The organism is Wenyingzhuangia sp. IMCC45467 (assembly GCF_054111205.1).
Map to the genome: position 1 here is coordinate 3,281,702 of NZ_CM134196.1, position 25,830 is coordinate 3,307,531.

A 25,830-nucleotide genomic window follows, 5' to 3' on the forward strand; every position below is an offset into this window, starting at 1 on the left:
TCTATGCGTATAGGAATGATTTTAGACAAAACATTTCCACCTGATCCTAGGGTAGAAAATGAAGCAATTTACTTGGTAGGAAAAGGGTTTGAAGTTTATCTTTTTTGCTTGACTTACGATGAAACTGAAGTAGGGTTACAAGATTACAAGGGCATTCATGTAGTAAGGTATTTAAGTAATGATTTTTTATATAAAAGTTCTGCATTAGCATATACACTACCTTATTACAAAAATAAGATGAGTGCTAAAATTAAGGAGTTTATATTACTTTATCACATACACGTATTGCATGTGCACGATATACAAATTGTAAGTGCTGCTTACAAGGCTACGAAAGCATTTAAAATTCCATTTGTTTTAGATTTACATGAAAATAGGCCTGAAATTATGAAAGTGTATCCTCACTTAAAAAAAGGTGTAGGTAAGTGGATTATAGATGTTGAAAGATGGAAAAAAGCAGAAGAAAAATATGCAAAGTTAGCCAAAAGAGTCATTGTTGTTACCAATGAAGCTAAGGAGGAATTGATGGAAAGAACCAATCTTCCATCAAAAAAAATAGAGGTTTTACCTAACACGGTCTTAAAGAAGTTTTACACAGATTACGAATTAGAAGAAAGCATACATACAAAATTTCAAGACCATTTTGTGTTGCTTTATATTGGAGATACAGCTGTTCGTAGAGGATTGTTAACCGCTATTAAAGCCATTCCTGTTTTAAAAGAATCCATTAAGAATATAAAACTAGTCATTGTAGGTAAAAGTACTGAAGATATAATTTTACAAGCCGAAGTAAAAAGGTTAGGAATTCAAAACTATGTAAGTTTTGAAGGTTGGCAAAATGAAAGTTTGTTTCCTTCATATATTATTTCCTCAGATATTTGTATTTCTCCCTTACATAGAAACAAACATCATGATACTACATATGCCAATAAATTATTTCAGTATTTAAGTTTTAAGAAACCGTTATTGGTGAGCAATTCAATTGCGCAAAAGCAATTGGTTAAAAAGCAAGAAGTAGGTTTGTCTCACAAAGCTAAAAACGCCAAAGATTTTGCCGATAAGGTATTGAAATTATATAAGCAACCTGTTCTTATGGATGAAATGGGGAATAGAGGAGCTGTTTTTGTTCACAAAGAATTTCATTGGGCAAAAACAGCTAAGACATTGGCTAAAATATATAACAAAATAAAAAAGACTAAATGAAAGTTTTAGTCATTACATATTATTGGCCACCAGCGGGAGGTTCGGGGGTGCAGCGCTGGTTAAAGTTTGTAAAATATTTACAAGACTTTGGAGTTATTCCTGTTATATATACTGTAGAAAACCCTGATTATCCTATTATTGATGAAACTTTACTCAATGATATTCCAAAAGGAATTGAAGTTATAAAACAACCTATTTGGGAACCTTATCAATTGGCTTCTATATTTACAAATAAAAAAAATGTAAAAACCAGTGCAGGTTTTTTAGGAACTAAAAAAAGTTTGTTATCTAAAATAACAACCTATGTAAGAGCTAATTATTTTATTCCTGATGCTCGTATGTTTTGGATAAAACCATCGGTTTGTTTTTTAGAAAAATATCTATCAGAAAATAAGATTGATGCTATTATTTCTACAGGTCCACCACATAGTACACATATGATTGGTTTGGGATTAAAAAAGAAATTAAATATCAAATGGATTGCAGATTTTAGAGATCCTTGGACAGAGATAGATTATTTTCACCAATTACCATTGACTCAAAAATGCATCAAAAAACATGAGAAATTAGAGCGAGAAGTTTTAAAACATGCTGATGAGGTTTTGGTGGTGGGAAATCAAATGAAAAAATCTTATGATGTGTTTTCTAAAAACGTACATGTTATTACCAATGGTTTTGATGGCGAATTAAGTCAGCAAAAAGAATTAGATAAAGCATTTACCATTACGCATGTAGGAATGCTTAATGCCGATAGAAATCCGATAGTTTTGTGGAAAGCTTTATTAGTCTTAAAAAATAAGATTGATATAAAAGTTCAATTCATAGGAAAAGTAGCTCAAGAAGTAAAAGAAAGTGTTAAAAAACATGAACTTTTAGAAAATGTAATTTTTATAGATTATTTACCTCATGAAGAAGTAAAAACCTATCAACAAAAATCGCAGGTATTGTTATTAGCAGTAAACAATGTACCTAGTGCAAAAGGAATTGTAACAGGAAAAATATTTGAATACTTGCAAGCACAAAGACCTATTGTGGCTATTGCACCTAAAAATGGTGATTTGGCTACTATTTTAAATACAGCTAAGGCGGGTTTTGTGGTAGATTTTAATGAAGTGAATAAGTTAACAGAAATACTTGTAGATTTACATTCACAATATAAATTAGGAATGTTAAAAGTAAATTCGGTAGGTGTAGAACAATATCACCGAAAAGCTTTGACAGGACAATTGGCAAACATTATCAAAAAATAAGTTGAAAAAAATAGTTACCATATTAGGAGCAAGACCACAGTTTGTAAAAGCTGCGGTATTGAGTAGAGTTATTGTAGAGTACAATGAAATTGAAGAAGTAATTGTACACACAGGTCAACATTACGACAATAATATGAGCATGGTCTTTTTTGAAGAAATGCAAATACCTGTTCCCAAATACAATTTAAACATCAATGGTTTAAGTCATGGTGCTATGACTGGACAAATGTTGGCTAAAATTGAGGACGTATTGTTGTATGAAAAACCCGATGCTGTTGTGGTTTATGGAGATACCAATTCTACCTTAGCAGGAGCTTTGGCAGCTCAAAAAATAGGTATAAAAGTAATACACATAGAGGCTGGACTTCGTTCTTTTAATATGTCTATGCCAGAGGAGGTAAATAGAATTGTTACCGATAGAATTGCCAATTTGTTATTATGCCCAACACAAACGGCCATTGATAATTTAGAAAAAGAAGGGTTTAAAAATCACGATATTAAAATTGTGAATTCTGGGGATATTATGAAGGATGCGGTAGAATTTTACGGAGCTTTATCACAAGAAAAAGCAACGGTTATAGAAAAGCATCAGTTACAGAAAAATGAGTTTGTGTTAGCTACCATTCACAGGCAAGAAAATACAGATGATATCCATGCTTTAAAAGGCATTTTTGAAGGATTAACAGCGATTCATCAACATAAAAAAGTAGTGATGCCCTTGCACCCTAGAACCAAATCGATATTAGAAAAACAGAAACTAAATTACCCTATAACTTTTATAGAGCCTGTTGGTTATTTTGATATGCTGGCATTGTTGCAAAATTGTGCTTTGGTGGTTACAGATAGTGGTGGTTTGCAAAAAGAAGCTTTCTTTAATAAAAAAGCATGTGTAATTGCAAGAGAAGAAACAGAATGGGTAGAGTTGGTATATAACGGGTTTGCAACTTTGGTAGGGAGCGATACTCAGAAAATGCAAGAAGCTTATCAATATCATAACTCAGCCAATCATGATTTTTCTATGTCTTTGTATGGAAACCAAGTTGGAGAAACTATCTACAAAGAAATAAAAATGTTGATTATTCAAAATAATTAGGAGCTCGGAGAGATCGATGACCGATACTCGAAAACCGATAATGGATGAGCGGTGGACGAAAATCGAAGAACGATAAACGAAACATAAAAATGGGAATTGTTTTAAAAGAATCTTATAAAAACACTGTTAGTTTAATAGTTGCTATCTTGATAGGAGCTGTAAATACTCTGTTTTTATATGTTTATTTTTTGGATACAGAGTATTATGGATTGGTTACTTTTTTATTATCAACAGCTTTTATATTAAAGCCTTTAATGTCTTTAGGGGTTAATTATAGTGTGGTAAAGTTTTTTTCATCCTTTAACACTAAAGAACAAAAAGATAAGTTTTTAAGTTCTGCTTTGTGGTTTCCTTTGGTTTTAGTGATTCCTCTAGGAATTTTTTGTGCTGTTTTTTATGGCTATATTTCTAATTGGTTGTCGAAGGAAAATCCTTTGGTAAAAGATTATACCTATTTAATTTTTTTGGTGGCTTTAGCAACTGCTTATTTTGAGGTTTTTTATGCTTGGGCAAGAGTTCATTTAAAATCGGTTTATGGAAATATATTAAAAGAGCTTTTTGTAAGGCTTGCAGCCACCGTTTTGTTGTTTGCTGTTTATTTTAAAGTCATTAATAGTCATCAATTTGTATTTTGGTTATCAGGAGCTTATTTTTTACAAATGTTTTTAATGATGTGGTTTGCTTTTAAGTTGTACTTGCCTAAGTTCAGTTTTGCTGTTCCAGATAATTTTGGTGAAATTGTAAAGTACAGCCTTTATATTATTATGGCAGGATCTGCAGCTACCATTTTATTAGATATAGATAAGTTTATGATTCCTCAAAAACAAGCTATAGAACAAGTGGCCTTTTATGCGGTAGCGGTGTATATAGGAACGGTAATTGAAATTCCCGGTAGAGCGATGAGTCAAATAGTTCAGCCGTTAACAGCCAAAGCAATTAATGATAAAAATAATGATGAAGTTTTAGACTTATATCAAAAAACATCTATCAATTTATTATTGGCTTCTGGAGGTATTTTTATATTGGTAAATGCCAATTTAGAATCTTTGTATGTTTTTTTGCCTCCAAAATATACAGGAGGTTTTTGGGTGGTTTTAATGATTTCTATTGCAAAATTATATCATATGTTTTTAGGAAATAACGGAGCTATTATTTCCAATTCTAAATATTATAAAGTGTTGTTACCTTATGGATTAGGAATGGCGGTTTCTGTTGTTTTGTTAAACAATTGGTTAATTGATGTTTTTGGAATTAACGGAGCTGCTTTGGCAACTTTAATTGTGGTTTTAATTTTTAACACCATTAAATTGTTTTACGTAAAAAAGAAATTTAGCATACAGCCTACTACTAAAAAAACATGGGTGTCTTTGTTTTTTATTTTCCTTTTTACAGTTATAGGAATATTTTTAGATTTTCCATTTCATCCTGTGGTAAATATTTTTTTAGAATCTATCCTTTTAGGAGGAATGTATCTTTTGGTAATGCTTCATTTTCAATTGTCTAAAGATATCACAACGCTTTATATAGATATTAAAAAAAGGTTTTAAACAAAGAGGTCGGTAATTTTAAACACTCTGTAATCAATGCTTTGTATTATTAATTTTAATCACTATATTTGCACCCGATTTAAATTTAATTAAAAACAATCATTATGAATCATTACGAAACTGTTTTCATTTTGAATCCCGTTTTATCTGATGTTCAGGTAAAGGAAACAGTACAAAAGTTCGAGGACTATTTGGTTTCTAAAGGTGCCGAAATGTTACATAAGGAAGATTGGGGGCTAAAGAAATTAGCTTACACAATCCAAAAGAAAAAAAGTGGATTTTACCACTTATTTGAGTACAAAGTTGCTGGTGAAGTAATTGCTCCTTTTGAATTAGAGTTTAGACGTGACGATAGCGTTATGCGTTATTTAACTGTAAAGTTAGATAAGCACGCTGCTGCATGGGCTGATAAAAGAAAGTCTAACTTAAAATCTGCAAAGTAATTATGGCAAATATCGATCAACAAGCAAAAGGTGGTGCTAAAGGAGATGTAAGATACCTTACTCCATTAGACATCGAAACTAAAAAAGAAGCTAAATACTGTAGATTTAAGAAAAAAGGAATTAAGTATATCGATTATAAAGATGCAGATTTCTTAATGTACTTAGTAAACGAACAAGGTAAAATTTTACCAAGACGTTTAACAGGAACTTCTTTAAAATATCAACGTAAAGTGGCTCAAGCGATCAAAAGATCTCGTCACTTGGCATTAATGCCATATGTTGGTGATTTATTAAAATAATAAGTAGACAATCATGCAAGTAATATTAAAACAAGACGTTGAGAACTTAGGGTTCGTAGACGATATCGTAGAGGTAAAAAACGGTTACGGTCGTAACTTTTTAATTCCTACAGGAAAAGCTGTTTTAGCAACTGAGTCTGCTAAAAAAGTATTAGCTGAAACTTTAAAGCAACGTGCTTATAAAGAAGCTAAATTAGTAGAAGCTGCTACTGCTACTGCAGAAGCAATTAAAGGATTAGAGATTAAATTGACTTCTAAAGTAGGTCAAGGAACTAAATTATTTGGTTCTATTTCTAACATTGATGTAGCTGAAGCTTTAGAAAAAGCAGGTCATTCAATTGAAAGAAAATTCATCAAAATTGCTGGAGGATCTATCAAAAGAACTGGAAAATACAATGCTGCAGTTCGTTTACACAGAACTGTAACTGCTGATTTAGAATTTGAAATTATTGCTGAGTAATTTACTCAACAAATAAACACATAAAAAGCTCACTTCCTTTGTTGGATAGTGAGCTTTTTTATGAAAAATAGTTTTTAGTATTTTTAAGGTTTTTACTTTTGATACCTGATACCTGATACCTGATACCTGATACCTGATACCTGATAAAAATGAAATACATTCAACTAACAAAAGAACAATTAGAAGAATTACACGAAGAGTTTGCAACGTTTTTAGCATCGCAACAAATAGATGTAAAAGAATGGAATGAAATCAAAGCAAATAAACCAGAAGTAGCTGATGAGGAACTCAATATTTTTAGTGACTTGGTTTGGGAAGATGTTTTGAGCAAAGCAGAATATATTGAGCATTTTTCAAAATCTAGCATCAACCTTTTTTATTGTACGGAAGGAGTAATCCAAAGAATTATGATTAAATCTAATGATGGTGCTGTAGATTTGTCTAGTCAAGAAGGAATTCAAACCTTATTAAACAACCCTAAAAGTAATCAGTTTGAATTTTTTAAAGGGGCAAAAAAATATAATAAAGAAAGAAATCTAGAAATTTTTGACTTGATTTTAAAAGGAGCGAGTATTAATAAAGAAGGAGCTTTGTATCAAAACTTTAAGAAGTTTGTAGAATAGATATGAAAATAGATCAACAACTGGTAGCTTATCTAGAAGAGTTTGTTACAGAGGAACGCAGAGCGTTGTTTAGACAAGTTTTAGAAAACAGAACAAGACATTTTGCAGTGGTGTTAGAGGATTTGTATCAAAAACACAATTGGAGTGCTGTAGTGCGTAGTTGCGATGTTTTTGGAGTGCAAGATATTTATACCATAGAAAATAAGTACAGTGCTTATATTTCTAATGGAGTAGGAAAAGGAGCTCAAAAATGGGTAGATTTTCATAGGTTTAAAACTAGAGAAAACAATACACAAGATTGTGTAGATGAGTTGAAAGCCAAGGGATATCAAATTATTGTAACCACTCCTCACGAAGATTCTTCTTTTGTGTCGGATTTTGATATTACTAAAAAGTCTGCTTTTGTATTTGGAGTAGAAGGAGCTGGGGCATCAGATTTGGTGATGAGTCAAGCAGATGGTTACTTAAAAATTCCGATGTATGGTTTTACAGAAAGTTTAAATGTATCTGTAGCAGCGGCTATTACTTTACAAAACACCACAGATAGATTACACAAATCTAATATAGATTGGAAACTTACTCCAGAGGAAAAAGAAGAACTTTATTTAAGTTGGTTAGAAAAATCTATAGGTTCTATAAAACCAATTAAAGAAAGGTTTTACAAAGAAAAAGAAGAAAATAGGTAGGGTTTTGTAAAAGTTATTTGTTTTAGAAATATACATCTTAAAACAAATAACATGCACTTTATACAAAACCCAATTATTTTATTTTTCATAGTTTTTTTCTGTTTTATTGCTTGCGATGATAATACGGTTTCATCGGAGGATGATATTGAGGTGATTGATGACCAAGAAGATGATCCTGATAATACTTCCAATGAAACTACCTTACATACTGCTTTTGCTGAATTTTCAAAAGATATAAGTATAGTATTGTTAGATGATGATACGGTGTCTATTGAAACCGATGGTTTGCCAAACCACACTTCTCCTTATTGGTCTCCAACTCACGATTTGTATGCATCACCAACAGTAGCTACAGAATCTCACATGTCCCCTGGTTATATTGATGATTTTAATGGAACTTATGTTTTACAAGTATCAACCCATCCTCAAAAAGCAGCACAAACAACTTCCACTTCTTTAGGGGCTATTGGTATTGCTGTAAGTGGTGGAGTAATTTACAATCAGAATGAGGCAGGGAATGTGCAAATTACCAACAATGTAGCTTCTGGATTAGATTACTCAGGGGCTCATACTGGACCTACAAGCTATCATTACCATTTTGAACCAACAGCTTTTACAAATGACGATGCAAGTTTGGTTGGAATTATAGCTGATGGCTTCTTTTTATACGGTCGTAAATGTACATCTGTAGGTACATATCCAGCTGATTTAGATGCTTCTAACGGTCATATATCTGACACCAAGCATAATGCCGATGGCGAATATCATTATCACATAGGTAATACTACAATTTATAATAAGTATTACGTGAATTTTACTGGCGATTATCAAGGAACACCGTATAATATTTCAGGAGGAAACGCTGGTGGTGGACCTGGAGGAAGGTAAATAATATCAAATGATTGATATATGAAGTATATAAAAACTCTATTGTTAGCTCTGTGTTGTGTGTGTTGTAAACCCTCTACAACTTCTACTAAAATAGCTTTTGATTTAGTTGTTAATTTTAATGATTTAACAAAGAATCCTAAAAATGGCCATATAATGTACGATACGATATTGTTTACAGGTATTGCTAAAGAATTTAAAACGAATGATAAAACATTAAAGTATTTAGTGACTTATCAAAATGGGTTAAAAAATGGCCTCTGTAAAAAATGGTATGATAACGGAGTTTTAAACTACGAAACATCATATGTAAAAGGAAGAAAGCAAGGATTGACTAAAATATGGTTTAAAAATGGTCAGTTACAAAGTGAGGCAACATATTACAAAGGAGTAATTCATGGAGAGGCTAAAGTATGGTATCCTACAGGAGAAATTCAGAAAGAAAGAAATTTAGAGTATGGACAAGAGGTTGGTTTGCAAAAAGCTTGGAGGAAAAACGGAAAGTTATATGCCAATTATGAAGCTGTAAATGGTAGAATATTTGGTTTGTTGGGTTCTAATATGTGTTACGAAGTAGAAAATGAAAAAATTAAAAAGTAATGTGTTTATTCTTAGTATGTTGCTAGTTGTAATGGCTTGCCAACAAAAAAAAGAATCGGGTAGTAGGGTAAGTAAATTACCTTATTATATGGAGGCAAGTTTTACGCCTCATTGGAATTTATCGACAGAAAGATTAAAGACATTTCATAAAATTCAAGATTTTAAATTAACAGATCAAACAGGACAGGAAATATCTAACAAAACTTTTGAGAATAAAATATACGTTACTAACTTTTTCTTTACCACTTGTCCTGGTATTTGTCCTAGAATGACGTCAAATTTATCTTTAGTGCAAGATGCTTTTTTAGAAGATAAAGATGTTTTAATTCTTTCCCATTCTGTAACTCCAACTATAGATTCTGTAGCGGTATTAAAATATTATGCTGATGTGAATAACATCCAAAAAAACAAATGGTATTTAGCTACAGGAAATAGAAAACAAATTTATGATTTGGGAAGAAAGTCTTATTTTGTAGAAGAAGACTTGGGAGAATACCAAGAGGAAGAGGATTTTCTACATACTGAAAATTTTGTATTGGTTGATAAAAACAAGCATATAAGAGGTATTTATAACGGATTAAATAAAACGGCTGTACATCAGTTAATTATTGATATTAAGACATTAAAAAACGAGACTCATTGAGTCTCGTTTTTTACTTCAAATCTATATAAGATTCATTGGGTTTGTCTGCTTGATATACAACAGTAAATTCTTTGTTTTTTACTTTGTTTACCATTTGTTTTGGTACTTCTTGGTCTTTTTTATAATCAACACTGTTTACAGAGTAGGTATAAGTGCAATAAGGCAGTTTTCCTCTTTGGAATTCTTCTATTACTTTACCTGTTGTTTCTACAGAGTTTTCTAAAAAATGTTTCTTATTGCTTATTTTTACAACTACAGAAATAGCAAAAATAATTATGATTGCTATTGGAAAAATAAATTTATTCATGGTTTATGTTTATTATAATTTGATATTCACAATGGAAAGTTTCACGAGGACTTAATTTTATAATTCCTTCTTTTTCCGTGATTTCTTGATTATGGTTTACGTTGTCTGCAATTCCGTACCAAGGCTCAATGCATATAAAAGGAGCTTCTTGGTTTTTAGACCAAATTCCTAAATAAGGAAAATTTTTAAACTCCACACTCATGTATGTATTTCCTGTGGGTTCGTGAATAAAATCAACTTGAGAAAAAGGGTTAGGATTAAAGACAATGGCATCATTGTCAAAAACATTTTTTGGTAATTCTAAAATCCCAGCTTGATTGAATACTTTGTAAGATTCGTTTCCAATTAAACTACCTTCTATTAACTTTGCTTCAGGAGTACTATCGTTGTCAAACATTAAAATATACTCTTCTCTTGTTTGATTAGGTTCAAAAGGACAATTAAAAGCTGGATGACCTCCAACAGAAAAATATAAATCTTCTTTATCTGAATTTTCAACAAAATAAGATGTTGTAACTCCGTAACTAGTTAAGGTATATTTTATTTGAAAAATAAAATTAAAAGGATATACTTTTAAGGTATCTCCATCTTCTTTTAACTCAAAAGTAATGCTGTTTTCCGTTTGTTCACTTACTATAAAAGACTTGTCTCTAGCAAAACCGTGTTGACCTAAAGAATAAGTTTGATTTTGGTAGGTATAACTACCGTTTTTTAAAGATCCTACAAAAGGAAATAATACAGGAGCGTGTCTGTTCCAAAATGCTGGATCTCCTTGCCAAATATATTCAATATTGTTTTTTTTCAAACTGATCAATTCAGCTCCTTGAGCTTTAAAGCAGGCTTGTAAGAAATTGTTTTTTAGGGTATAATTGCTCATAGGGATGTGTTTTATTTACTTGAGTTTTGAAGTTGTTTTGCCATGGCAGCCCCAATTAAACTTTCCAAAGGGGTTCCTTTGTTAGCATCACCTCCAATAATCATGGTTTGTGGGAATTTTATTTTAGATATTTCTGCAGCAACCTTAATGTCTCTTTCCAATTCTAATTTAAGTTTTACCTCAGGGGTAATACCAGCACTTACTTTTCTAGAAATTTCATAAGCTTCGGCATCGGCTTTTACTTTTTTTGTTTGAGCATTTAATCGTTCTGTTTCTAATTCTATAGCTGCTAATTTTTTGTTTGTTTCTTCTTGTTTTAGTTTGGTTTCAATAGCAATTAAAGCTTTTACTTGCTCTTTTTCTTGAGCAACCCTTTCTGCTGCTTTATCTCTTTCTCCTTCAGCAATAATACGTTGTTGAGCATCTTTAGCTGTTTCTACTTTTTGTTGTTCTAATTGTCTTTTAGCAGATTCATCTCTTTGGGCTTCTAAACGTTGTTTAAAAGTAGATTCTAATTCAATATTATCAACGATTACTTGAGATACGATAATATGATTCTCGCTTAACTCGTGCTTAATCCTTTTAGGGATTCCATTTTCCAAAACTTTATTTACTTCATAAGAAGTTTGAATTTCTTTAATCAGTTTATTTGTTTGTTGGATGGTAGAAAAAATAGTATCTCTTTTTTCAATTTTCTCAACAGCATAAGCTCCTCCTTTTAATTGCTCCTCAAATACTTGTCTAAAGTTTTGAGCTTCTCCAGAAATGTAATCTTGAGCAGCAAACATATAAGCAGTGTTTACTAATTGTTCTTTAATAGTAGGTACAATAGTATTGTTTACCAAATTACTCATGGTTCTAAATTTTACGGCTAATCCAATAAAACTGATCTCGTCTCTAGGTAATTCAAATCTAGTAGAAATAAACCCTGTAGCGGTAACTTGGTCTATAAAACGTAAAGGAACAGGTTTCATAATTCCTTCTACTTCATCTTCATCAATTTCAATTCCGTTACCAATTACTTTTACATCAATAAATTTTTGCCATTTATCTATTTTGGCAAAACCTCTCCATTTTATTCCTTGCTCCATTACCGCACTCATTTGTCCTGTAGGAGATACTAATAAGTAATTAAAACCTCTATCTGCAAAAAAGAAAAGTTGGTTAATGGTTGCTAAAAGTAAACCAATGGATAATATAAAAATGGCATGGCTTTTTTTTAAGTTTTTTTGCCAAGTTGGAGCTTGGTCATTTGTGGTGGCTTTACTTAATAATAACGCTACTAATCCTCCTAGAATTAGTATAATACCTAAAATTGTAATCATAGCTTTTTTTGTTTTTAGTGTATATTTAGTTTACTCTTATTTCTTTAATAGTAGCGGTGTATTCGCATCTTTCTATAATAAATGAGAAGTGAGTTCTAATAATTGAATCATTAGTTTTTTTACCAATGGTAGCATCAATCCAATAATCTGGACAAGGTTTTTGGTGTACATGGCTTTTGTCTCTATTCCAATCTCCTTTATGGAGCATATATTGAATATCTAAAGAATCTAAATTGTATTGTGTTAAAACTTGTTGTGCTTTGTTAGATATTTTTAGAGTGTCTTTTAGTCTAATTTGACTTAGAACTCTTGCCGTTGGACCGTAATTAAAAGTAGTTCCTTTTTGTTTGTTAATATAAGTTAAGGCAATGACCCCAAGAGCCAATCCACCTAAATAATATCCAAATCTTCTTAATAATTTGGCATCTATTTTACTTAATAATTCTTTTAGCATTGGTTGATGTTTTCTAGCCTCAAAAGTAAAGAAGTAGTTTGTATTAAACCGTCTGTTTGTAAATTAAAAAATCAATAAATTAATGTCTGTAAAAGGGAAATCAAACCAGTCTCCAACGGCTTTATTGGTTAAAATACCTTTGTACATATACATTCCACTTCGGATAATTTTATCATACCTCACGGCAGTTTCAAATCCACCTTCTTCACCAATACTTAGTAAATATGGAGTAATAATATTACTGATTGATATAGTGGCTGTTTTAGCGTATCTAGATGGAATGTTAGGTACACAATAGTGAGTAACACCGTGCTTTTTAAAGGTAGGATTGCTATGTGTGGTTAATTCAGAAGTTTCTACACAACCCCCTCTGTCAATACTAACATCAATAATAACAGCTCCTTCTTTCATTACCGAAACCAAATCTTCAGAGACCACAATAGGAGCTCTTGTTTTTCCTTTTATAGCAGCAATAACAACATCAGCTCTCATTAGGGCTTTTTCCAAAGCTTTGTGATGTATGGTTGAAGTGTAAACAGGAATGTGTAAGTCTTGTTGGAGTTGTCTTAATTTGGTAATGGAGTTGTCAAACACTTTAACACTTGCTCCAAGACCTTTGGCTGATTTTGCTGCAAATAATCCAACAGTTCCTGCTCCTAGAATAACCACTTCACAAGGAGGTACACCACTAATGTTTCCTAATAATCTACCAGATCCTCCGTTTTCGGCATTCATTAACTCAGATGCAATTAAGATAGAGGCAGTTCCTGCAATTTCACTTAAAGATTTTACAATAGGAAAGCTGTCTTGTTCATCTTTTATAAAATCAAAAGCAATGGCTGTAATGCGTTTGTTAGCTAGAGATTTAAAATAGCTGGCAGATTGTGTTTTTAATTGTAAAGACGATACCAAAAAGGCTTGAGGTCTCATTAGTTCAATTTCTTCTTCAGAAGGAGGAGAGACTTTTAAAATTAAATAACATTCAAAAACTTCTTTAGCTGAGTAAGCTATTTTGGCTCCCGATTCTGAATATTCAGCATCGGAAAAATTAGAGGGAATTCCAGCACCAGTTTCTATTACAATTTTATGGCCTTGTAATGTCATGGCAGCTACAGCATCGGGTGTAAGACAAACTCGTTTTTCTTCGTGGCAGGTTTCTTTAGGTATTCCTATTATAAAATCTCCTTTTTTAGGAGTTATTGCTAACCTTTCTTCTTGAACATGAAACTCAAATTTTCCAAATGCAGCCATACGTTTCCCCATATATATAATCTAAATACAGGTAGTTTTTACTGTTTTAAAACAAGAGTCCTGGTTTGGTCTTTATTTGTGTTAATAGTAATTACCTGTGCATCTAAAGGTAGTAAATTTTCTACATTTTCGGGCCATTCAATAAAAGCCCATGAATTGTTGTACAAGTATTCTTCAATACCAATATCATAAGCTTCGTTTTCATCTTGTATTCTATAAAAATCAAAATGATATAAAATTCCGTCTTTTTCGGTTTCATATTCGTTTACCAAAGAAAAGGTAGGAGAGGAACTAATATTACAACCTAGTTGACTTGCAATTTCTTTAATAAGCGTGGTTTTTCCTGTACCCATAGTTGCATAAAACAAAATAGTTTTGCTTTTAGTATTGGTAATAATGGTGGTTGCTACTGTAGATAAATCGTCTAATTTGTAGGTAATTTCCATGCTTATTTTTTAGTACACCTAACTGGATTCGAACCAGCACGTCCATAAGGACACTACCCCCTCAAGGTAGCACGTCTACCAATTCCGCCATAGGTGTTGGTTGTAAAAAAAATAAATTTTAATTGAGCGCAAATATATGTAAATTGATGTTTTATACAGAACTATTTTATAGATAGATTTAGCATCAATTTTAGCTTGTATAAAATATTTTTTGAAGAAAATAATAATACTATATTTACAGATGTGTAAATCACACTTGTATTTATCCGTTCTCTTTTTTAAGGAATATCAATAAATATGATGTTGTTCACGGTATCTTTTTGTGAAAAAAATATCTTCTAACTAACTTCAAACAAATACTAAGAATGAATATTACGTTTTTTTGGTGCTTATTTTTATTAGTGAGTAATCTATCGTTTTCTCAACATCAAAATGGTATTGCTGGTAAAGAAAGTTATAATGTTAGCTATTTAGATATTAATAACGGATTGGCTAATAATTCTGTAACCGCTATTTATAAAGATAAAAGAGGATTGATGTGGTTTGGTACTTATGATGGAGTAAGTAGATATAATGCATATGATTTTGTAAACTATAGAAATCAACCTAATGACACTACCACGCTTGTTAATAATAAAATTACAAGCATAAACGGAACACTAAATAATGTTTGGATTGGGACTAAAAATGGGATTAGTGTTTATAATTACTTAACCAATAAATTTGAAAGAAAATATTTTTATAATAAAGGAATTACAGAGACTATTACATATGAAGTAAGCGATATAAAAGAATTCAACTCAAACATATACATAGCTACTAGAGGTCAAGGATTATTTTGTTTTAAAGACGAAAGTAAACACCTAAAAAAAATATTATTATCTAGCAATGATGAGATTATTTCAGATTACGATGTAAAAGGAATTGATTTTGATTCATCGGGTAGGTTATGGGTTGTTGTTAAAAACTGGGGACTTGGAGTTGTTGAGTTTGGAGAGAATGTATTAAAAATTGTAGACAATCGTATAGGGGATGGAAACTGCATAGAGGTTGATGATTTGTTTAATATATGGATTGGTGCCGATAAAGGAGTTAATACATATAATATTTCTACAAAGAGGTTAAATTATATTTCTGATGAATTAATTCAATATCCTATAAGAAATATATGGAGTGATGTAAATACAAAGGAATTATGGATAGCAACAGATGGTAATAGTGTTGTAAAATACAATTTAAAAACACGAGAATTTGTTAGGCCTTTTGATATTCACAACATGAAAGAAAAAGGAATCTCGAGCAATGCTATTACTACTATTTATAAAGACAAACATAGGTTTTGGATAGGAACATTAAGAGGAGGTATTGATGTTTTAGAACAAAAAACAACACCATTTACAACCATCTCTAAAAAACAAAATGTAAATAACTCTTTACCAAGTAATTTTGTGTTGTCTTTTGCAGAACAAGACAAAGAGAATATTTGGGTAGGAACCGATGGTGGAGGAGTAGGATTATGGAACAGGTTAAATAATACTTTTACAAACTATAAATATCAGCCCAATCAAAAAAATAGCTTGCCTAATAATTTTGTTACAGGTATAAAAAGCACCTCTAATGGAGCATGGATTGGAACTTACGGAGGGGGAATTTGTTTCTTTAATACTACTACAAAAAAGTTTAAAAAGTATAATTTAAAAAATGAGCAAACACAAGTATTAGAAGAAAATGTATGGAAGCTGTTTGTAACTAAAAAAGGAGATTTATGGGTGTCTACTCACAATGGTGGAGAGGGATTGTTTAAATACAATCAAAAAACAGATCAATTTGATTACGTAAATATAGGAGTTGTAGGGGTGCTCTGTTTTAGTCAAGATGAAAATAATGATTTATGGGTAGGAACTTTTAGAGATTTAATTAAGCTAGATTTAAAAAAGAATGAACATCAGTTTATAAATACAAAATACCCTGTTCAATGTATTTATTTACATTCAAATAATAAAATGCTTGTTGGAACTGAAGGTGGAGGTTTGATAGTCTTTAACCCTATTAATAAAGAAAAAAAACAGCTAACAGAAGTTGATGGAATTTCAAATAATTCAATTTTAAATATAGAAAAAGACAACCAAGGATTGTACTGGTTAAGTACCTATAACGGAATAACAAAATACAATGCTGATAATAATGCTATAGTAAAGTATTATGATTTAGATGGATTGCAAAGTAATCAATTTAATTATAATGCATCTTTAAAGCTTTCTACAGGGGAAATATTAATGGGAGGAATTAAAGGATTTAATATTATAAACACAGGGGTGTTTACCACTCCAAAAGATTTTCCCCAGTTAATGATAACTTCTATTAAGGTAAACAACAAACCTTTAAATGAATTGGGTAAGACTGTTTTTGGAGTGGATAATTTAAAATTATCTTTTGATGAATCTATGTTAACAGTATTCTATGCAGGCTTAGATTATAGTACTCCCGAAAAAATATCATATGCTTATTTTTTAGAAGGTTGGGATACTGAATGGCACAATGTAGGAAAGATAAGAACAGCAAATTATTCTAAACTGACCGAGGGAAATTATGTTTTAAAAATAAAATCTACCAATGCAGATGGAGTTTGGAACACAAACATAACGTCACTATCAGTATGTGTTTTACCTCCATGGTATAGAACATTTTGGGCATACTTTGCATATGTATTACTTTTTATATCAGGAGTTTTTGCTGTTGATAAATACCAACGTAAACAAGAAAAATTAAAATATGAAATAAAGTTATCTAAAGATTTAGCTATTCAAGAAAAACAACTAAATGAAAAAAAATCAACCTTTTTTACTAATATTTCTCATGAGTTTAGAGCTCCTTTAACTATGATTATTAATCCTCTTAGAGATATTGTAAATAATAATGACTCAAAAGTAGATTTAAATGTAATAGATGTTGTTTATCGTAACTCTCGTAGGTTACTAAGTTTGGTAGATCAATTATTACTTTTTAGAAAAACCGAAACCGAAACAGGTAAATTAGTTATTGGAAAAATGGAGTTAGTAGGGCTTTGTAAAGAGGTTTTTACGTGTTTTACCAATCATGCAAAAACTAAAAATATAAATTATGTATTTAGTTCAGATACCGAAGAAATTTATGTTTATGCCGATAGACAAAAACTTGAAATTGCTTTGTTTAACCTAATAACAAATGCTTTAAAATTTACAGAAAAAGAAGATGGAAAAGTAGAGGTTGTGTTAAACACTAAAGATCCAAATAATATTTATTTAAGTGTAGTTGATAATGGAAAAGGGATTTCTCAGAATGATAAAAAAAGAATTTTCGATTTATTTTATCAAACACAGGCAGTAGATAAAAGTAATCGTAAAGGTTTTGGTATTGGACTTTATTTGGTAAAGGAGTTTGTAGAACAACATAAAGGAAATGTTGTTTGTTTTGATACAAAAAATGGAGGAACAACTTTTGAAATTAATTTAAGAAAAGGAAAATCTCATTTTAAAGATATTGTTATATCAGAAGAAATAGAAATAGAACCTGTGGTTTTTGTTGAAGAGGTAATTGAAGACAAAACAATTATAGAAGACACAAAAAGCTACAAAGAAGTAAATGAACTTATAAACGAATTAAAAAAGATATTAATAGTTGATGATAATCCGGAAATAAGAAAGTATTTAAAAAATATATTATCTGCTAAGTATAGTATCACCACGGCAGAGAATGCCGAAGAAGCTATTAAAATAGTAAATAAAACTACTTTTGATTTGATATTGTCTGATGTAGTTATGGGAAAAATCAGTGGGGTAGATTTTTGTAAACACATTAAGAGTACAGAAGGGTTAAAGCATATTCCGGTAATACTATTATCAGGAGGAAGTACCGAAGGGGTTAAGTTAGAAAGTGCAGAGGTTGGAGCTGATGACTATATTACAAAACCTTTTGATAAGGATTATTTATTGGCAAGAATAAATGGAATATTAACCAGAAGAGAAAATGTACAGAATCATTTGTTGAATACAGTAACAAAAAGTATTAGCAGTCCAAAATTATCTGATGAAGACAAACTGTTGTTAGATAAAATAGTTGAGGTTATTGAAAACAAAATGGATCAAGAAAATTTTAATATTAAAATTTTAGCATCAGAAATAGGAATGAGTCATTCTTTGCTGTATAAAAAAATAAAAAAAATAACAGGAAAGTCAGCCACAGAATTTACTAGAGGAATTAGATTAAGGAAGGTAGCTACATTATTAATTACTACCGATATGCAAATTAATCAAATAGCTAGTTTGGCAGGTTTTGGAGATTTAAAATATTTTAGAAAGCAGTTTCAGCAGTTTTACGAAATGAATCCATCAGAATTCAAAAAGAAATATCAAAATATAAAAGATAAAAAATACATTATAAACGACAACTTTTGGAAATAGTCATAGTTCTAAATTCAAATTAAATTAACCTAAAAAAAGAGCTGTTTTATAGCTCTTTTTTTAGGTTAATTTTTAGTGAAAAACGAGTTAAAATATTAAGTTTTATTTATTCATTAAATCTTCTTTTTTATTGTTGTTGTTTTATTAAAAAAGCTTTTTTTTTGCTTATATATTATTAAAAACTGTGTTTTATCGCAGTAAATACGATTTTGACCCTTTAATTCTATCAATATTTCCCTCTTAAAATTTCAGTTTTTAAAGATCTTTGGAAAAGATTCTCTGTTGGAGGACTATAGCATTAGTGCTATATATTTTTTATACTTTTTTATAAATGTAAAACAGACACTTTTAAGGAGTGTTAGAACAAACAGAATAAAAAAGTTTAAAGAGAGTGAATCTAAAAACTAAATAATTAACTAAAACTAAAATTAGAGTATGGTAAAAAGTGTAAAACGGAAAAGGGTAAAAGGGGAACAAAAAACAATGTAAACAATTAACTAACTAAACTAAATATGAAATTAATTAAAATAAGGAAATTATACTTTTCATCGCTTGGGTTTGATTTAAAGTTAAAGTTACTAATTCTATTAGTGTCAACAGCAGCTTATCAAGGACATGCAAGAAATACAAATGTCAATAGTGTTTCTGAAGAAATTCAAAAAAGAACCATTACGGGGGTGGTTAAAGACAATAAAGGTATGGTGCTCCCTGGAGCCAATGTATCTGTTAAAGGGACTAACAATATTGTAATGACAGATTTTGATGGGGAATTTAAATTAAATATTGAAGATGGCGATAAGGTATTGGTAATAGCTTATCTAGGTTTTGAGACTCAAGAAATTCAAATAGGAAAAAAGTCAGTATTTAATATTTTATTAAACCCTAGCTCTGAAGCTTTAGAGGAATTGGTAATTGTAGGATTTGGTACTCAAAAAAAGGAAAGTATGGTAAGTGCAATTACTACTGTAAATCCTAAAGAGTTAAAAGGACCTACAAGTAACCTAACCACTATGATGGCAGGTAGAGTGTCGGGTATGATAGCTTATCAGCGTAGTGGTGAGCCTGGTGCAGATAACTCTGACTTCTTTATTAGAGGATTGGGAACTTTTGGTTCAGGAAAACAAAATCCGTTGATATTAATTGATGGTATTGAATCTTCAACAACAGATATGGCTCGTTTACAACCCGATGATATAGATAGTTTCTCGGTGTTAAAAGATGCTGCTGCAGCTGCTGTTTATGGAGCTCGTGGAGCAAATGGAGTAGTGTTAATTAGTACTAAAGGAGGTGTTGCCGGTAAAACAAAGTTCCACTTTCGAACAGAATCAAGGATTTCGTCTAATACTAGGAATTTTGGTTTTTCAGACAATATTACCTACATGAACTTAGCAAATGAGGCAGTATTAACAAGAGATTCTCAGGGTCAACGACCGTTACCTTACGATCAAAATAAAATTTTTAGAACTTCAATAGGAGATGATCCATATTTGTATCCAAGTAACAATTGGATAGATGAGTTGATAAAAGATTACACTGTCAATCAAGGTTATAACCTAAGTGCTAGTGGAGGAGGAGAAAAAGCAAGATACTATATATCTGGAACCTATAATGTTGATAATGGAGTTTTAGATGTTGAAGGATTAAATAACTTTAACTCTAATATTAAGTTAAGAAACTACTCTATTAGATCTAATGTAGATATCAACTTAACTCCAACCACCTCAGCTTCTGTAAACTTATATGGTCAGTTTGATGACTATAATGGACCAGTAGGAGGAAGAGATGCCAATGGGAATTGGGTAAATGGAGGTGCTCGTATCTTTAACCTAACCTTGTGGTCAAATCCAGTAAAGTTTGCAAAGGTATATCCAGCTAGTTATTTACCATTTATAGAACATCCATTGTTTGGAGGGGCAACTACTAGTGCAAATGCACAAACATTGCTAGTGAACCCATATGCAGAAATGGTGAGAGGATATCAAACAAATAAAGCTTCAACCATTCAAACTCAAGTAGAAATAAAACAAGATTTTAATTTTATTACCAAAGGGTTGAGTGCAAGAGCAATGGGGTATATTAAAAGATATTCATATTACGAAGCAGCAAGACAATATAATCCGTTTTATTATAGTTCTCGAATCAATCCTGAAACAGGAGAACTTATGTTAAATGTATTGAATGATGGTAGCGAAGGTTCTTTAGGAGTAACAGGAACAGAATATCTTGATTATGCAGAAGGAAGAAAAAATTTAGATTCTCGTATCTATTTAGAAACAGCACTTAATTATAACAGAACGTTTAACGATGTGCATGCAGTATCTGGTATGCTGTTAAATTTAATTTCTAATTACGAAAACGGAAATTCAGGAGATGTTCAAAGCTCTTTACCAAGTAGAAACCACGGAATATCAGGAAGATTTACTTATGGATATGATAGTAGATATCTGGCTGAGTTTAACTTTGGTTACAACGGATCAGAAAGATTTGCCTCAGGAAGTAGATATGGTTTTTTCCCTTCTTTTGGTTTAGGATACCATATTTCAAATGAACCGTATTGGGAGCCATTAGAAGATATAATTACTTCTTTTAAATTAAGAGGAACTTACGGTTTGGTTGGAAACGATGCTATTGGAAATACAAACGATAGATTTTTTTACTTATCAAATGTAAATTTAAACGATGGAAATTATGGAGCAGCTTTTGGAGATGAATTTGGGTATTATAGACCAGGGGTTTTTACCAGTCGTTATGCAAATCCTAATATTGGATGGGAAAAGTCTGAACAAGTAAACTTAGGTATTGACTTAGAAATAGATCATGCATTTAGTTTAACAACCGAAATTTTTAAACAAAAACGTACCAATATTCTACAAGGAAGATCTAATATAGGAGCTACTTTAGGGTTAACGGCTGTTCCGTTTACCAATTTTGGAGAGGTAGAAAGTAAGGGAGTAGATATTACAGCAGCTTTTAACAAACAGTTTAATTCTGATTGGTATACACAGTTAAGAGGGAATTTAACCTATGCTACAAACGAGGTTTTACAGTACGATGAGGTGTCTTATCCAGAAGAATTGTCATACAGATCTAGAATAGGACAACACACCAATCAGGCATATGGATATATTGCAGAACGTTTGTTTGTAGATGATGCCGAGGTAGCCAATTCTCCAACTCAATTTGGAGAAGTTAGAGGTGGAGATATAAAATACCGAGATGTAAATGGAGATGGTCAAATTACCGAAAATGACATGGTACCGTTGGGGTATCCAACCATTCCAGAAATAGTATATGGTTTTGGTGGTACTGTTGGGTATAAAAGTTTTGATTTTAGTATTTTCTTTCAAGGAGCTGCCCGTACTTCATTCTTTATCAATCCAGAAAACATTTCTCCTTTCGTGTTAAACGGACCATATCAAAACGGATTGTTAGATGTTATTGCTCAAGATCACTGGTCCGAAGCTAATAGAAATTCTTATGCATTTTGGCCACGTTTAAGTGATACGTTTATAGAAAACAACAATCAAGTTTCTACTTGGTGGATGAGAGATGGAGCTTTCTTAAGGTTAAAAACCATAGAAGGAGGTTATAATTTTCCTGAAAAATTTAGCGATAAGTTAGGAATAACAGGTGCTAGATTATATTTCAGTGGAAACAATTTAGCAGTATGGAGTAAATTTAAGTTATGGGATCCTGAAATGGGAGGAAGTGGATTAGGATATCCCATTCAAGCAGTTTACAATCTAGGATTAAGAGTTGATTTTTAAAAAAGAGAACAATGACAAAGATTACAAAAAATATAAAATATAATAAAGGAATGCTAAGTCTAAAAAAGGTATTAGGAGGCTCTTTAATGGTATTGAGTTTATCAGGACTAATGTCATGTGAAGATACTTTTTTAGATGTAGTTCCAGACAATGTAGCTACTATAGATCAGGCTTTTAAATTAAGAAATGAAGCAGAGAAATATTTGTTTACCTGTTATTCTTATATACCTAAAAATGGAGATGCCGTTTATAATATAGGAATGCTTGCGGGTGATGAAACATGGATTCCTGGGAACGATGCTGCTATTAATAGTTATGCTTTTGATATTGCAAGAAACTTACAACGATCTACCAATCCATATATGGATGCTTGGGAAGGACGTTTTCAGGCAGCAGGACCAGCAGATTTATACCCTCTTTACGATGGTATTAGACACTGTAATATTTTTATAGAAAATTTAGAAGATCAAACCAAAGTTCCAGACATCACACAAGCTGAACGTTTAAGATGGATTGCCGAAGCAAAATTTCTAAAAGGCTACTACCATTATTATTTAATGCGTATGTACGGACCAATTCCAATTATGAGAACAGCGGTTTCAATAGATGCATCCGAAGAAGAAATTCAAGTAGCAAGGGAACCTATTGATGTAGGAGTGGATTATATTGTAAGTTTATTAGACGAAGCAATGGTGCACTTACCTCCTCAAATTGTAGATCTTCAAAATGAAATGGGAAGAGTAACAAGACAAGTTGCAGCAGGAATAAAAGGAGAGGTGTTGTTAATGGCAGCAAGTCCTTTGTTTAATGGAAATGCTGATATGTCTGGATTTACCAATAATGATGGTACCGCTTTATTTAACACCACTTTTGATGAAACCAAATGGCAAAGAGCAGCAACCGCTATTAAAGAAGCTATTGATATTGCAGAAGCTAACGGACATCATATTTTTTATAAGGAAGATGTGTCTTTTGCTGTGTCTCAAACTACTTTAACAAAGTTAGATATTAGACAAGCAGTTACAGAACGTTTTAACGATGAAATTATTTGGGCAAATCCAAATAGTAGAACTTGGCAATTACAACGTTTGTGTATGGCTCCTTTAGTTAATACAGTAGCCCATACTCAAGCAAGAAAAGTATTGTCGCCAACAATAGAAGCTGCTTCTAATTTTTACACTAAAAATGGAGTGCCTATTGAAGAAGATACTACGTTAGACTTTACTGATATTACAGATATAAGAGAAGCAACAGCAGCCGAAGGACTTGATATCTTAGAAGGATATAGAACCTCTATGTTAAATTTTGATAGAGAGCCACGTTTTTATGCAAACTTAGGGTTTGACGGAGCTATGTGGTATAAGTTTGATAGTGGTGCAGATGAAAAACGCTGGCATATTGAGGCTAAGTTTAAAGATTATGCAGGTAGTTCAGATGCTTTTGATTTTAATATTACAGGATATTTTATCAAAAAATTAATAGACTGGGAACAAACTTTTGACAGTAATGGAGGGGCATCTTATCAAGATTATGCTTGGCCAGAATTAAGATTAGCAGATTTGTATTTAATGTATGCCGAAGCTTTAAATGAAGTAGAAGGTCCAACAGCTGAAGTTTTACAATATGTAGATGCCATTCGTTCTAGAGCTGGCTTAGATGGAGTAGAGAATTCATGGCAAAATTTCTCATCTAACCCAACTAAGTACACCTCTAAAGATGGAATGAGAGAAATTATTCACAAAGAAAGAAGTATAGAGTTAGCTTTTGAAGGAAAAAATTATTGGGATATTAGACGTTGGAAAAAAGCAACACAGGAGTTTAACGAACCTGTAAAAGGATGGAATGTCTTTGGTGTAAATGAATCATCGTACTACCAAGTCGTTACATTATATCAACAACGTTTTGTAGCTCCTAGAGATTATTTTTGGCCAATTAACGTAAATACTTTAATACAAAATCCGAACCTAGTTCAAAGTCCAGGTTGGTAATAAAAAACATAGAAGATGATGAAAATAAATATGATAAATTTTTTCAAAGCAGTAGGATTGTCTTTGGTGTTAACCATAACTGGTTGTACCGAAGATGAAGGGAATACTCCTTATGAAAATAATTCGGAAGCTCCTGGAGAAGTAAAAAATGTAACCATTCAAAATTTACCAGGAAAAGCAAAGCTACAATACACATTACCAAATAATCAAGATTTGTTATATGTTGTGGCAAGATATACCTTAGAAAATGGAACAGATATGGAAGTAAAATCATCCTACTACAATAATACCATGTTGTTAGAAGGTTTTACAGGATTATCTGAAAGAGAAGTAAGCATTACTGCAGTGAATAGAAGTGAGGTTGAATCCACTCCAGTAAAAGTTACAGTAGCCCCATTACAAGCACCAATTTATGGGGTTTATGAGTCTATAACTACGCAACCAGATTTTGGAGGGTTGAGAATTAATGCTGATAATCCAAATAAAGAAGATATAGCTTTACTTGTAATGCAAAAAAATATTGAAGGAGACTGGGTGCCTTTACCTACAAGTATTTATACTAAGGTAGATGAAATAGGACAGAGTATAAGAGGTTTTGATACCATTCCTCAAGAATTTGCTTTCGCAGTTAGAGATAGGTGGTTAAATGTAACAGATACCTTGTATCAAGAAATTACACCATGGTATGAGGCGTTAATGCCAAGAGCAGATATGAAACCAATTACTTTGGCTAACGATGCTGAGTTAATAGCAAGTCATACTGAAGTAAGGGATTTGTTTAATGGAGGAGTTCTAGAGTGGTACGACAGTTTTTTCACTAGTAGAACTGTAGAAACAGAAGATCATTTGGTAACGTTTGATATTGGTAAAATAACCAAATTAAGTCGTTTGCATATTTGGCAATTTTCAGAACCTATTGGAGGACAGAGATTGTACTATTATTTAGGAGCCATGCGTAAATTTAAAATATGGGGAGCGAATGAATTAAATGATGGTGATTTGTCTGGTTGGACGTTGTTAGGAGAGTATGAAGTTAAAAAACCTTCAGGGCTTCCTTATGGTCAAGAAAATAATGATGATTTGGTAGCAGCACAAGATGGTGCCGATTATGAAATAGGTCTAGATAAACCAGCAGTACGTTATCTAAGAATACAATGTATGGAAAACTGGGCAGGAGGTGATTATATGGCTGTTGGGGAAGTACAAGTATTTGGTAACCCTAATTTTTAATCTTAAAATCT

The 25,830-nt window shown here is 31.6% G+C and carries 22 protein-coding genes and 1 tRNA gene; 16 read left to right on the forward strand and 7 right to left on the reverse strand.

Features of this window, described 5'->3' with window-relative positions; translation table 11 throughout:
- The first annotated feature begins 3 nt into the window (after positions 1–3).
- The 12 genes from ACXGQT_RS13970 to ACXGQT_RS14025 all read left to right on the forward strand — a co-directional run bounded on the left by ACXGQT_RS13970 (position 4) and on the right by ACXGQT_RS14025 (position 9,735).
- Positions 4–1,203: a glycosyltransferase family 4 protein gene (locus ACXGQT_RS13970; RefSeq protein ID WP_457829198.1), complete on the forward strand. Its 1,200-nt coding sequence runs from the start codon at positions 4–6 to the stop codon at positions 1,201–1,203.
- A complete protein-coding gene (locus ACXGQT_RS13975) occupies positions 1,200–2,453 on the forward strand; it encodes a glycosyltransferase family 4 protein (RefSeq protein ID WP_457829199.1) in 1,254 nt (417 codons plus the stop codon). Before ACXGQT_RS13970 ends, ACXGQT_RS13975 begins: the two co-directional genes overlap by 4 nt.
- 1 nt (position 2,454) lies before the next feature.
- A complete protein-coding gene (wecB, locus tag ACXGQT_RS13980; RefSeq protein WP_457829200.1) occupies positions 2,455–3,546 on the forward strand; it encodes a non-hydrolyzing UDP-N-acetylglucosamine 2-epimerase in 1,092 nt (363 codons plus the stop codon).
- 89 nt (positions 3,547–3,635) lie between these two features.
- Positions 3,636–5,093, forward strand: coding sequence for an oligosaccharide flippase family protein (locus tag ACXGQT_RS13985; RefSeq protein WP_457829201.1), 1,458 nt, complete (start codon positions 3,636–3,638; stop codon positions 5,091–5,093).
- Positions 5,094–5,197: 104 nt separating this feature from the next.
- Positions 5,198–5,536, forward strand: a complete 339-nt coding sequence (rpsF, locus tag ACXGQT_RS13990; RefSeq protein WP_457829202.1) for a 30S ribosomal protein S6 — start codon at positions 5,198–5,200, stop codon at positions 5,534–5,536.
- A gap of 2 nt (positions 5,537–5,538) precedes the next feature.
- Positions 5,539–5,835, forward strand: a complete 297-nt coding sequence (rpsR, locus tag ACXGQT_RS13995; RefSeq protein WP_457829203.1) for a 30S ribosomal protein S18 — start codon at positions 5,539–5,541, stop codon at positions 5,833–5,835.
- 13 nt (positions 5,836–5,848) lie between these two features.
- On the forward strand, positions 5,849–6,295 hold the full coding sequence (gene rplI, locus ACXGQT_RS14000; RefSeq protein WP_457829204.1) for a 50S ribosomal protein L9: 447 nt from the start codon (positions 5,849–5,851) through the stop codon (positions 6,293–6,295).
- A gap of 149 nt (positions 6,296–6,444) precedes the next feature.
- Complete coding sequence (locus ACXGQT_RS14005; RefSeq protein ID WP_457829205.1) at positions 6,445–6,918, forward strand: DUF6495 family protein; 474 nt, start codon at positions 6,445–6,447, stop codon at positions 6,916–6,918.
- Between the two features lie 8 nt (positions 6,919–6,926).
- Positions 6,927–7,604, forward strand: a complete 678-nt coding sequence (locus tag ACXGQT_RS14010) for a TrmH family RNA methyltransferase (protein ID WP_457830825.1) — start codon at positions 6,927–6,929, stop codon at positions 7,602–7,604.
- A 51-nt stretch (positions 7,605–7,655) separates the two neighbouring features.
- The gene (locus ACXGQT_RS14015) at positions 7,656–8,492 is read left to right on the forward strand and encodes a YHYH protein (protein WP_457829206.1); all 837 of its coding nucleotides are present in this window, start codon (positions 7,656–7,658) and stop codon (positions 8,490–8,492) included.
- A 21-nt stretch (positions 8,493–8,513) separates the two neighbouring features.
- A complete protein-coding gene (locus tag ACXGQT_RS14020; RefSeq protein ID WP_457829207.1) occupies positions 8,514–9,092 on the forward strand; it encodes a toxin-antitoxin system YwqK family antitoxin in 579 nt (192 codons plus the stop codon).
- Positions 9,073–9,735: an SCO family protein gene (locus tag ACXGQT_RS14025; RefSeq protein WP_457829208.1), complete on the forward strand. Its 663-nt coding sequence runs from the start codon at positions 9,073–9,075 to the stop codon at positions 9,733–9,735. Before ACXGQT_RS14020 ends, ACXGQT_RS14025 begins: the two co-directional genes overlap by 20 nt.
- Before the next feature lie 10 nt (positions 9,736–9,745).
- On the opposite strand, the gene ACXGQT_RS14030 is transcribed toward ACXGQT_RS14025, so the two are convergent.
- From ACXGQT_RS14030 to ACXGQT_RS14060, 7 genes are all read right to left on the reverse strand, one after another.
- Positions 9,746–10,042 carry a hypothetical protein gene (locus tag ACXGQT_RS14030; RefSeq protein ID WP_457829209.1) on the reverse strand — a complete coding sequence of 99 codons (297 nt, stop codon included), beginning with the start codon at positions 10,040–10,042 and terminating at the stop codon, positions 9,746–9,748.
- The gene (locus ACXGQT_RS14035) at positions 10,035–10,919 is read right to left on the reverse strand and encodes an aldose 1-epimerase family protein (RefSeq protein WP_457829210.1); all 885 of its coding nucleotides are present in this window, start codon (positions 10,917–10,919) and stop codon (positions 10,035–10,037) included. The genes ACXGQT_RS14030 and ACXGQT_RS14035 overlap by 8 nt, the downstream gene beginning before the upstream one ends.
- An 11-nt stretch (positions 10,920–10,930) precedes the next feature.
- On the reverse strand, positions 10,931–12,244 hold the full coding sequence (locus ACXGQT_RS14040) for a hypothetical protein (RefSeq protein WP_457829211.1): 1,314 nt from the start codon (positions 12,242–12,244) through the stop codon (positions 10,931–10,933).
- Positions 12,245–12,269: 25 nt separating this feature from the next.
- Positions 12,270–12,698, reverse strand: coding sequence for a hypothetical protein (locus ACXGQT_RS14045; RefSeq protein WP_457829212.1), 429 nt, complete (start codon positions 12,696–12,698; stop codon positions 12,270–12,272).
- A gap of 63 nt (positions 12,699–12,761) precedes the next feature.
- Positions 12,762–13,961, reverse strand: coding sequence for an alanine dehydrogenase (locus ACXGQT_RS14050; RefSeq protein ID WP_457829213.1), 1,200 nt, complete (start codon positions 13,959–13,961; stop codon positions 12,762–12,764).
- A 26-nt stretch (positions 13,962–13,987) separates the two neighbouring features.
- Complete coding sequence (gene tsaE / locus ACXGQT_RS14055; RefSeq protein ID WP_457829214.1) at positions 13,988–14,395, reverse strand: tRNA (adenosine(37)-N6)-threonylcarbamoyltransferase complex ATPase subunit type 1 TsaE; 408 nt, start codon at positions 14,393–14,395, stop codon at positions 13,988–13,990.
- A 13-nt stretch (positions 14,396–14,408) separates the two neighbouring features.
- Positions 14,409–14,492: transfer RNA gene (locus ACXGQT_RS14060), tRNA-Leu, on the reverse strand.
- A 268-nt stretch (positions 14,493–14,760) separates the two neighbouring features.
- Between ACXGQT_RS14060 and ACXGQT_RS14065 the strand changes: the two genes are divergently transcribed.
- The 4 genes from ACXGQT_RS14065 to ACXGQT_RS14080 all read left to right on the forward strand — a co-directional run bounded on the left by ACXGQT_RS14065 (position 14,761) and on the right by ACXGQT_RS14080 (position 25,819).
- A complete protein-coding gene (locus ACXGQT_RS14065; RefSeq protein ID WP_457829215.1) occupies positions 14,761–18,834 on the forward strand; it encodes a hybrid sensor histidine kinase/response regulator transcription factor in 4,074 nt (1,357 codons plus the stop codon).
- Between the two features lie 512 nt (positions 18,835–19,346).
- Positions 19,347–22,601 (forward strand): SusC/RagA family TonB-linked outer membrane protein, encoded by a 3,255-nt coding sequence (locus ACXGQT_RS14070; protein ID WP_457829216.1) that lies wholly within the window; start codon positions 19,347–19,349, stop codon positions 22,599–22,601.
- Between the two features lie 11 nt (positions 22,602–22,612).
- Positions 22,613–24,589: a RagB/SusD family nutrient uptake outer membrane protein gene (locus ACXGQT_RS14075; RefSeq protein WP_457829217.1), complete on the forward strand. Its 1,977-nt coding sequence runs from the start codon at positions 22,613–22,615 to the stop codon at positions 24,587–24,589.
- Between the two features lie 15 nt (positions 24,590–24,604).
- The gene (locus ACXGQT_RS14080; RefSeq protein ID WP_457829218.1) at positions 24,605–25,819 is read left to right on the forward strand and encodes a DUF4959 domain-containing protein; all 1,215 of its coding nucleotides are present in this window, start codon (positions 24,605–24,607) and stop codon (positions 25,817–25,819) included.
- Positions 25,820–25,830 lie beyond the last annotated feature (11 nt).

Coding starts and splice junctions, on each gene's coding strand:
- ACXGQT_RS14065 (WP_457829215.1), top strand. CDS start 14,761: ATGAATATTACGTTTTTTTGGTGCTTATTTTTATTAGTGAGTAATCTA.
- rpsF (WP_457829202.1), top strand. CDS start 5,198: ATGAATCATTACGAAACTGTTTTCATTTTGAATCCCGTTTTATCTGAT.
- ACXGQT_RS14035 (WP_457829210.1), bottom strand. CDS start 10,919: ATGAGCAATTATACCCTAAAAAACAATTTCTTACAAGCCTGCTTTAAA.
- rplI (WP_457829204.1), top strand. CDS start 5,849: ATGCAAGTAATATTAAAACAAGACGTTGAGAACTTAGGGTTCGTAGAC.
- ACXGQT_RS14050 (WP_457829213.1), bottom strand. CDS start 13,961: ATGGGGAAACGTATGGCTGCATTTGGAAAATTTGAGTTTCATGTTCAA.
- ACXGQT_RS14045 (WP_457829212.1), bottom strand. CDS start 12,698: ATGCTAAAAGAATTATTAAGTAAAATAGATGCCAAATTATTAAGAAGA.
- ACXGQT_RS14015 (WP_457829206.1), top strand. CDS start 7,656: ATGCACTTTATACAAAACCCAATTATTTTATTTTTCATAGTTTTTTTC.
- ACXGQT_RS14005 (WP_457829205.1), top strand. CDS start 6,445: ATGAAATACATTCAACTAACAAAAGAACAATTAGAAGAATTACACGAA.
- tsaE (WP_457829214.1), bottom strand. CDS start 14,395: ATGGAAATTACCTACAAATTAGACGATTTATCTACAGTAGCAACCACC.
- ACXGQT_RS14075 (WP_457829217.1), top strand. CDS start 22,613: ATGACAAAGATTACAAAAAATATAAAATATAATAAAGGAATGCTAAGT.
- ACXGQT_RS14025 (WP_457829208.1), top strand. CDS start 9,073: ATGAAAAAATTAAAAAGTAATGTGTTTATTCTTAGTATGTTGCTAGTT.
- ACXGQT_RS14020 (WP_457829207.1), top strand. CDS start 8,514: ATGAAGTATATAAAAACTCTATTGTTAGCTCTGTGTTGTGTGTGTTGT.
- ACXGQT_RS13970 (WP_457829198.1), top strand. CDS start 4: ATGCGTATAGGAATGATTTTAGACAAAACATTTCCACCTGATCCTAGG.
- ACXGQT_RS14070 (WP_457829216.1), top strand. CDS start 19,347: ATGAAATTAATTAAAATAAGGAAATTATACTTTTCATCGCTTGGGTTT.
- ACXGQT_RS13975 (WP_457829199.1), top strand. CDS start 1,200: ATGAAAGTTTTAGTCATTACATATTATTGGCCACCAGCGGGAGGTTCG.
- ACXGQT_RS14080 (WP_457829218.1), top strand. CDS start 24,605: ATGATGAAAATAAATATGATAAATTTTTTCAAAGCAGTAGGATTGTCT.
- ACXGQT_RS14030 (WP_457829209.1), bottom strand. CDS start 10,042: ATGAATAAATTTATTTTTCCAATAGCAATCATAATTATTTTTGCTATT.
- ACXGQT_RS13985 (WP_457829201.1), top strand. CDS start 3,636: ATGGGAATTGTTTTAAAAGAATCTTATAAAAACACTGTTAGTTTAATA.
- ACXGQT_RS14040 (WP_457829211.1), bottom strand. CDS start 12,244: ATGATTACAATTTTAGGTATTATACTAATTCTAGGAGGATTAGTAGCG.
- rpsR (WP_457829203.1), top strand. CDS start 5,539: ATGGCAAATATCGATCAACAAGCAAAAGGTGGTGCTAAAGGAGATGTA.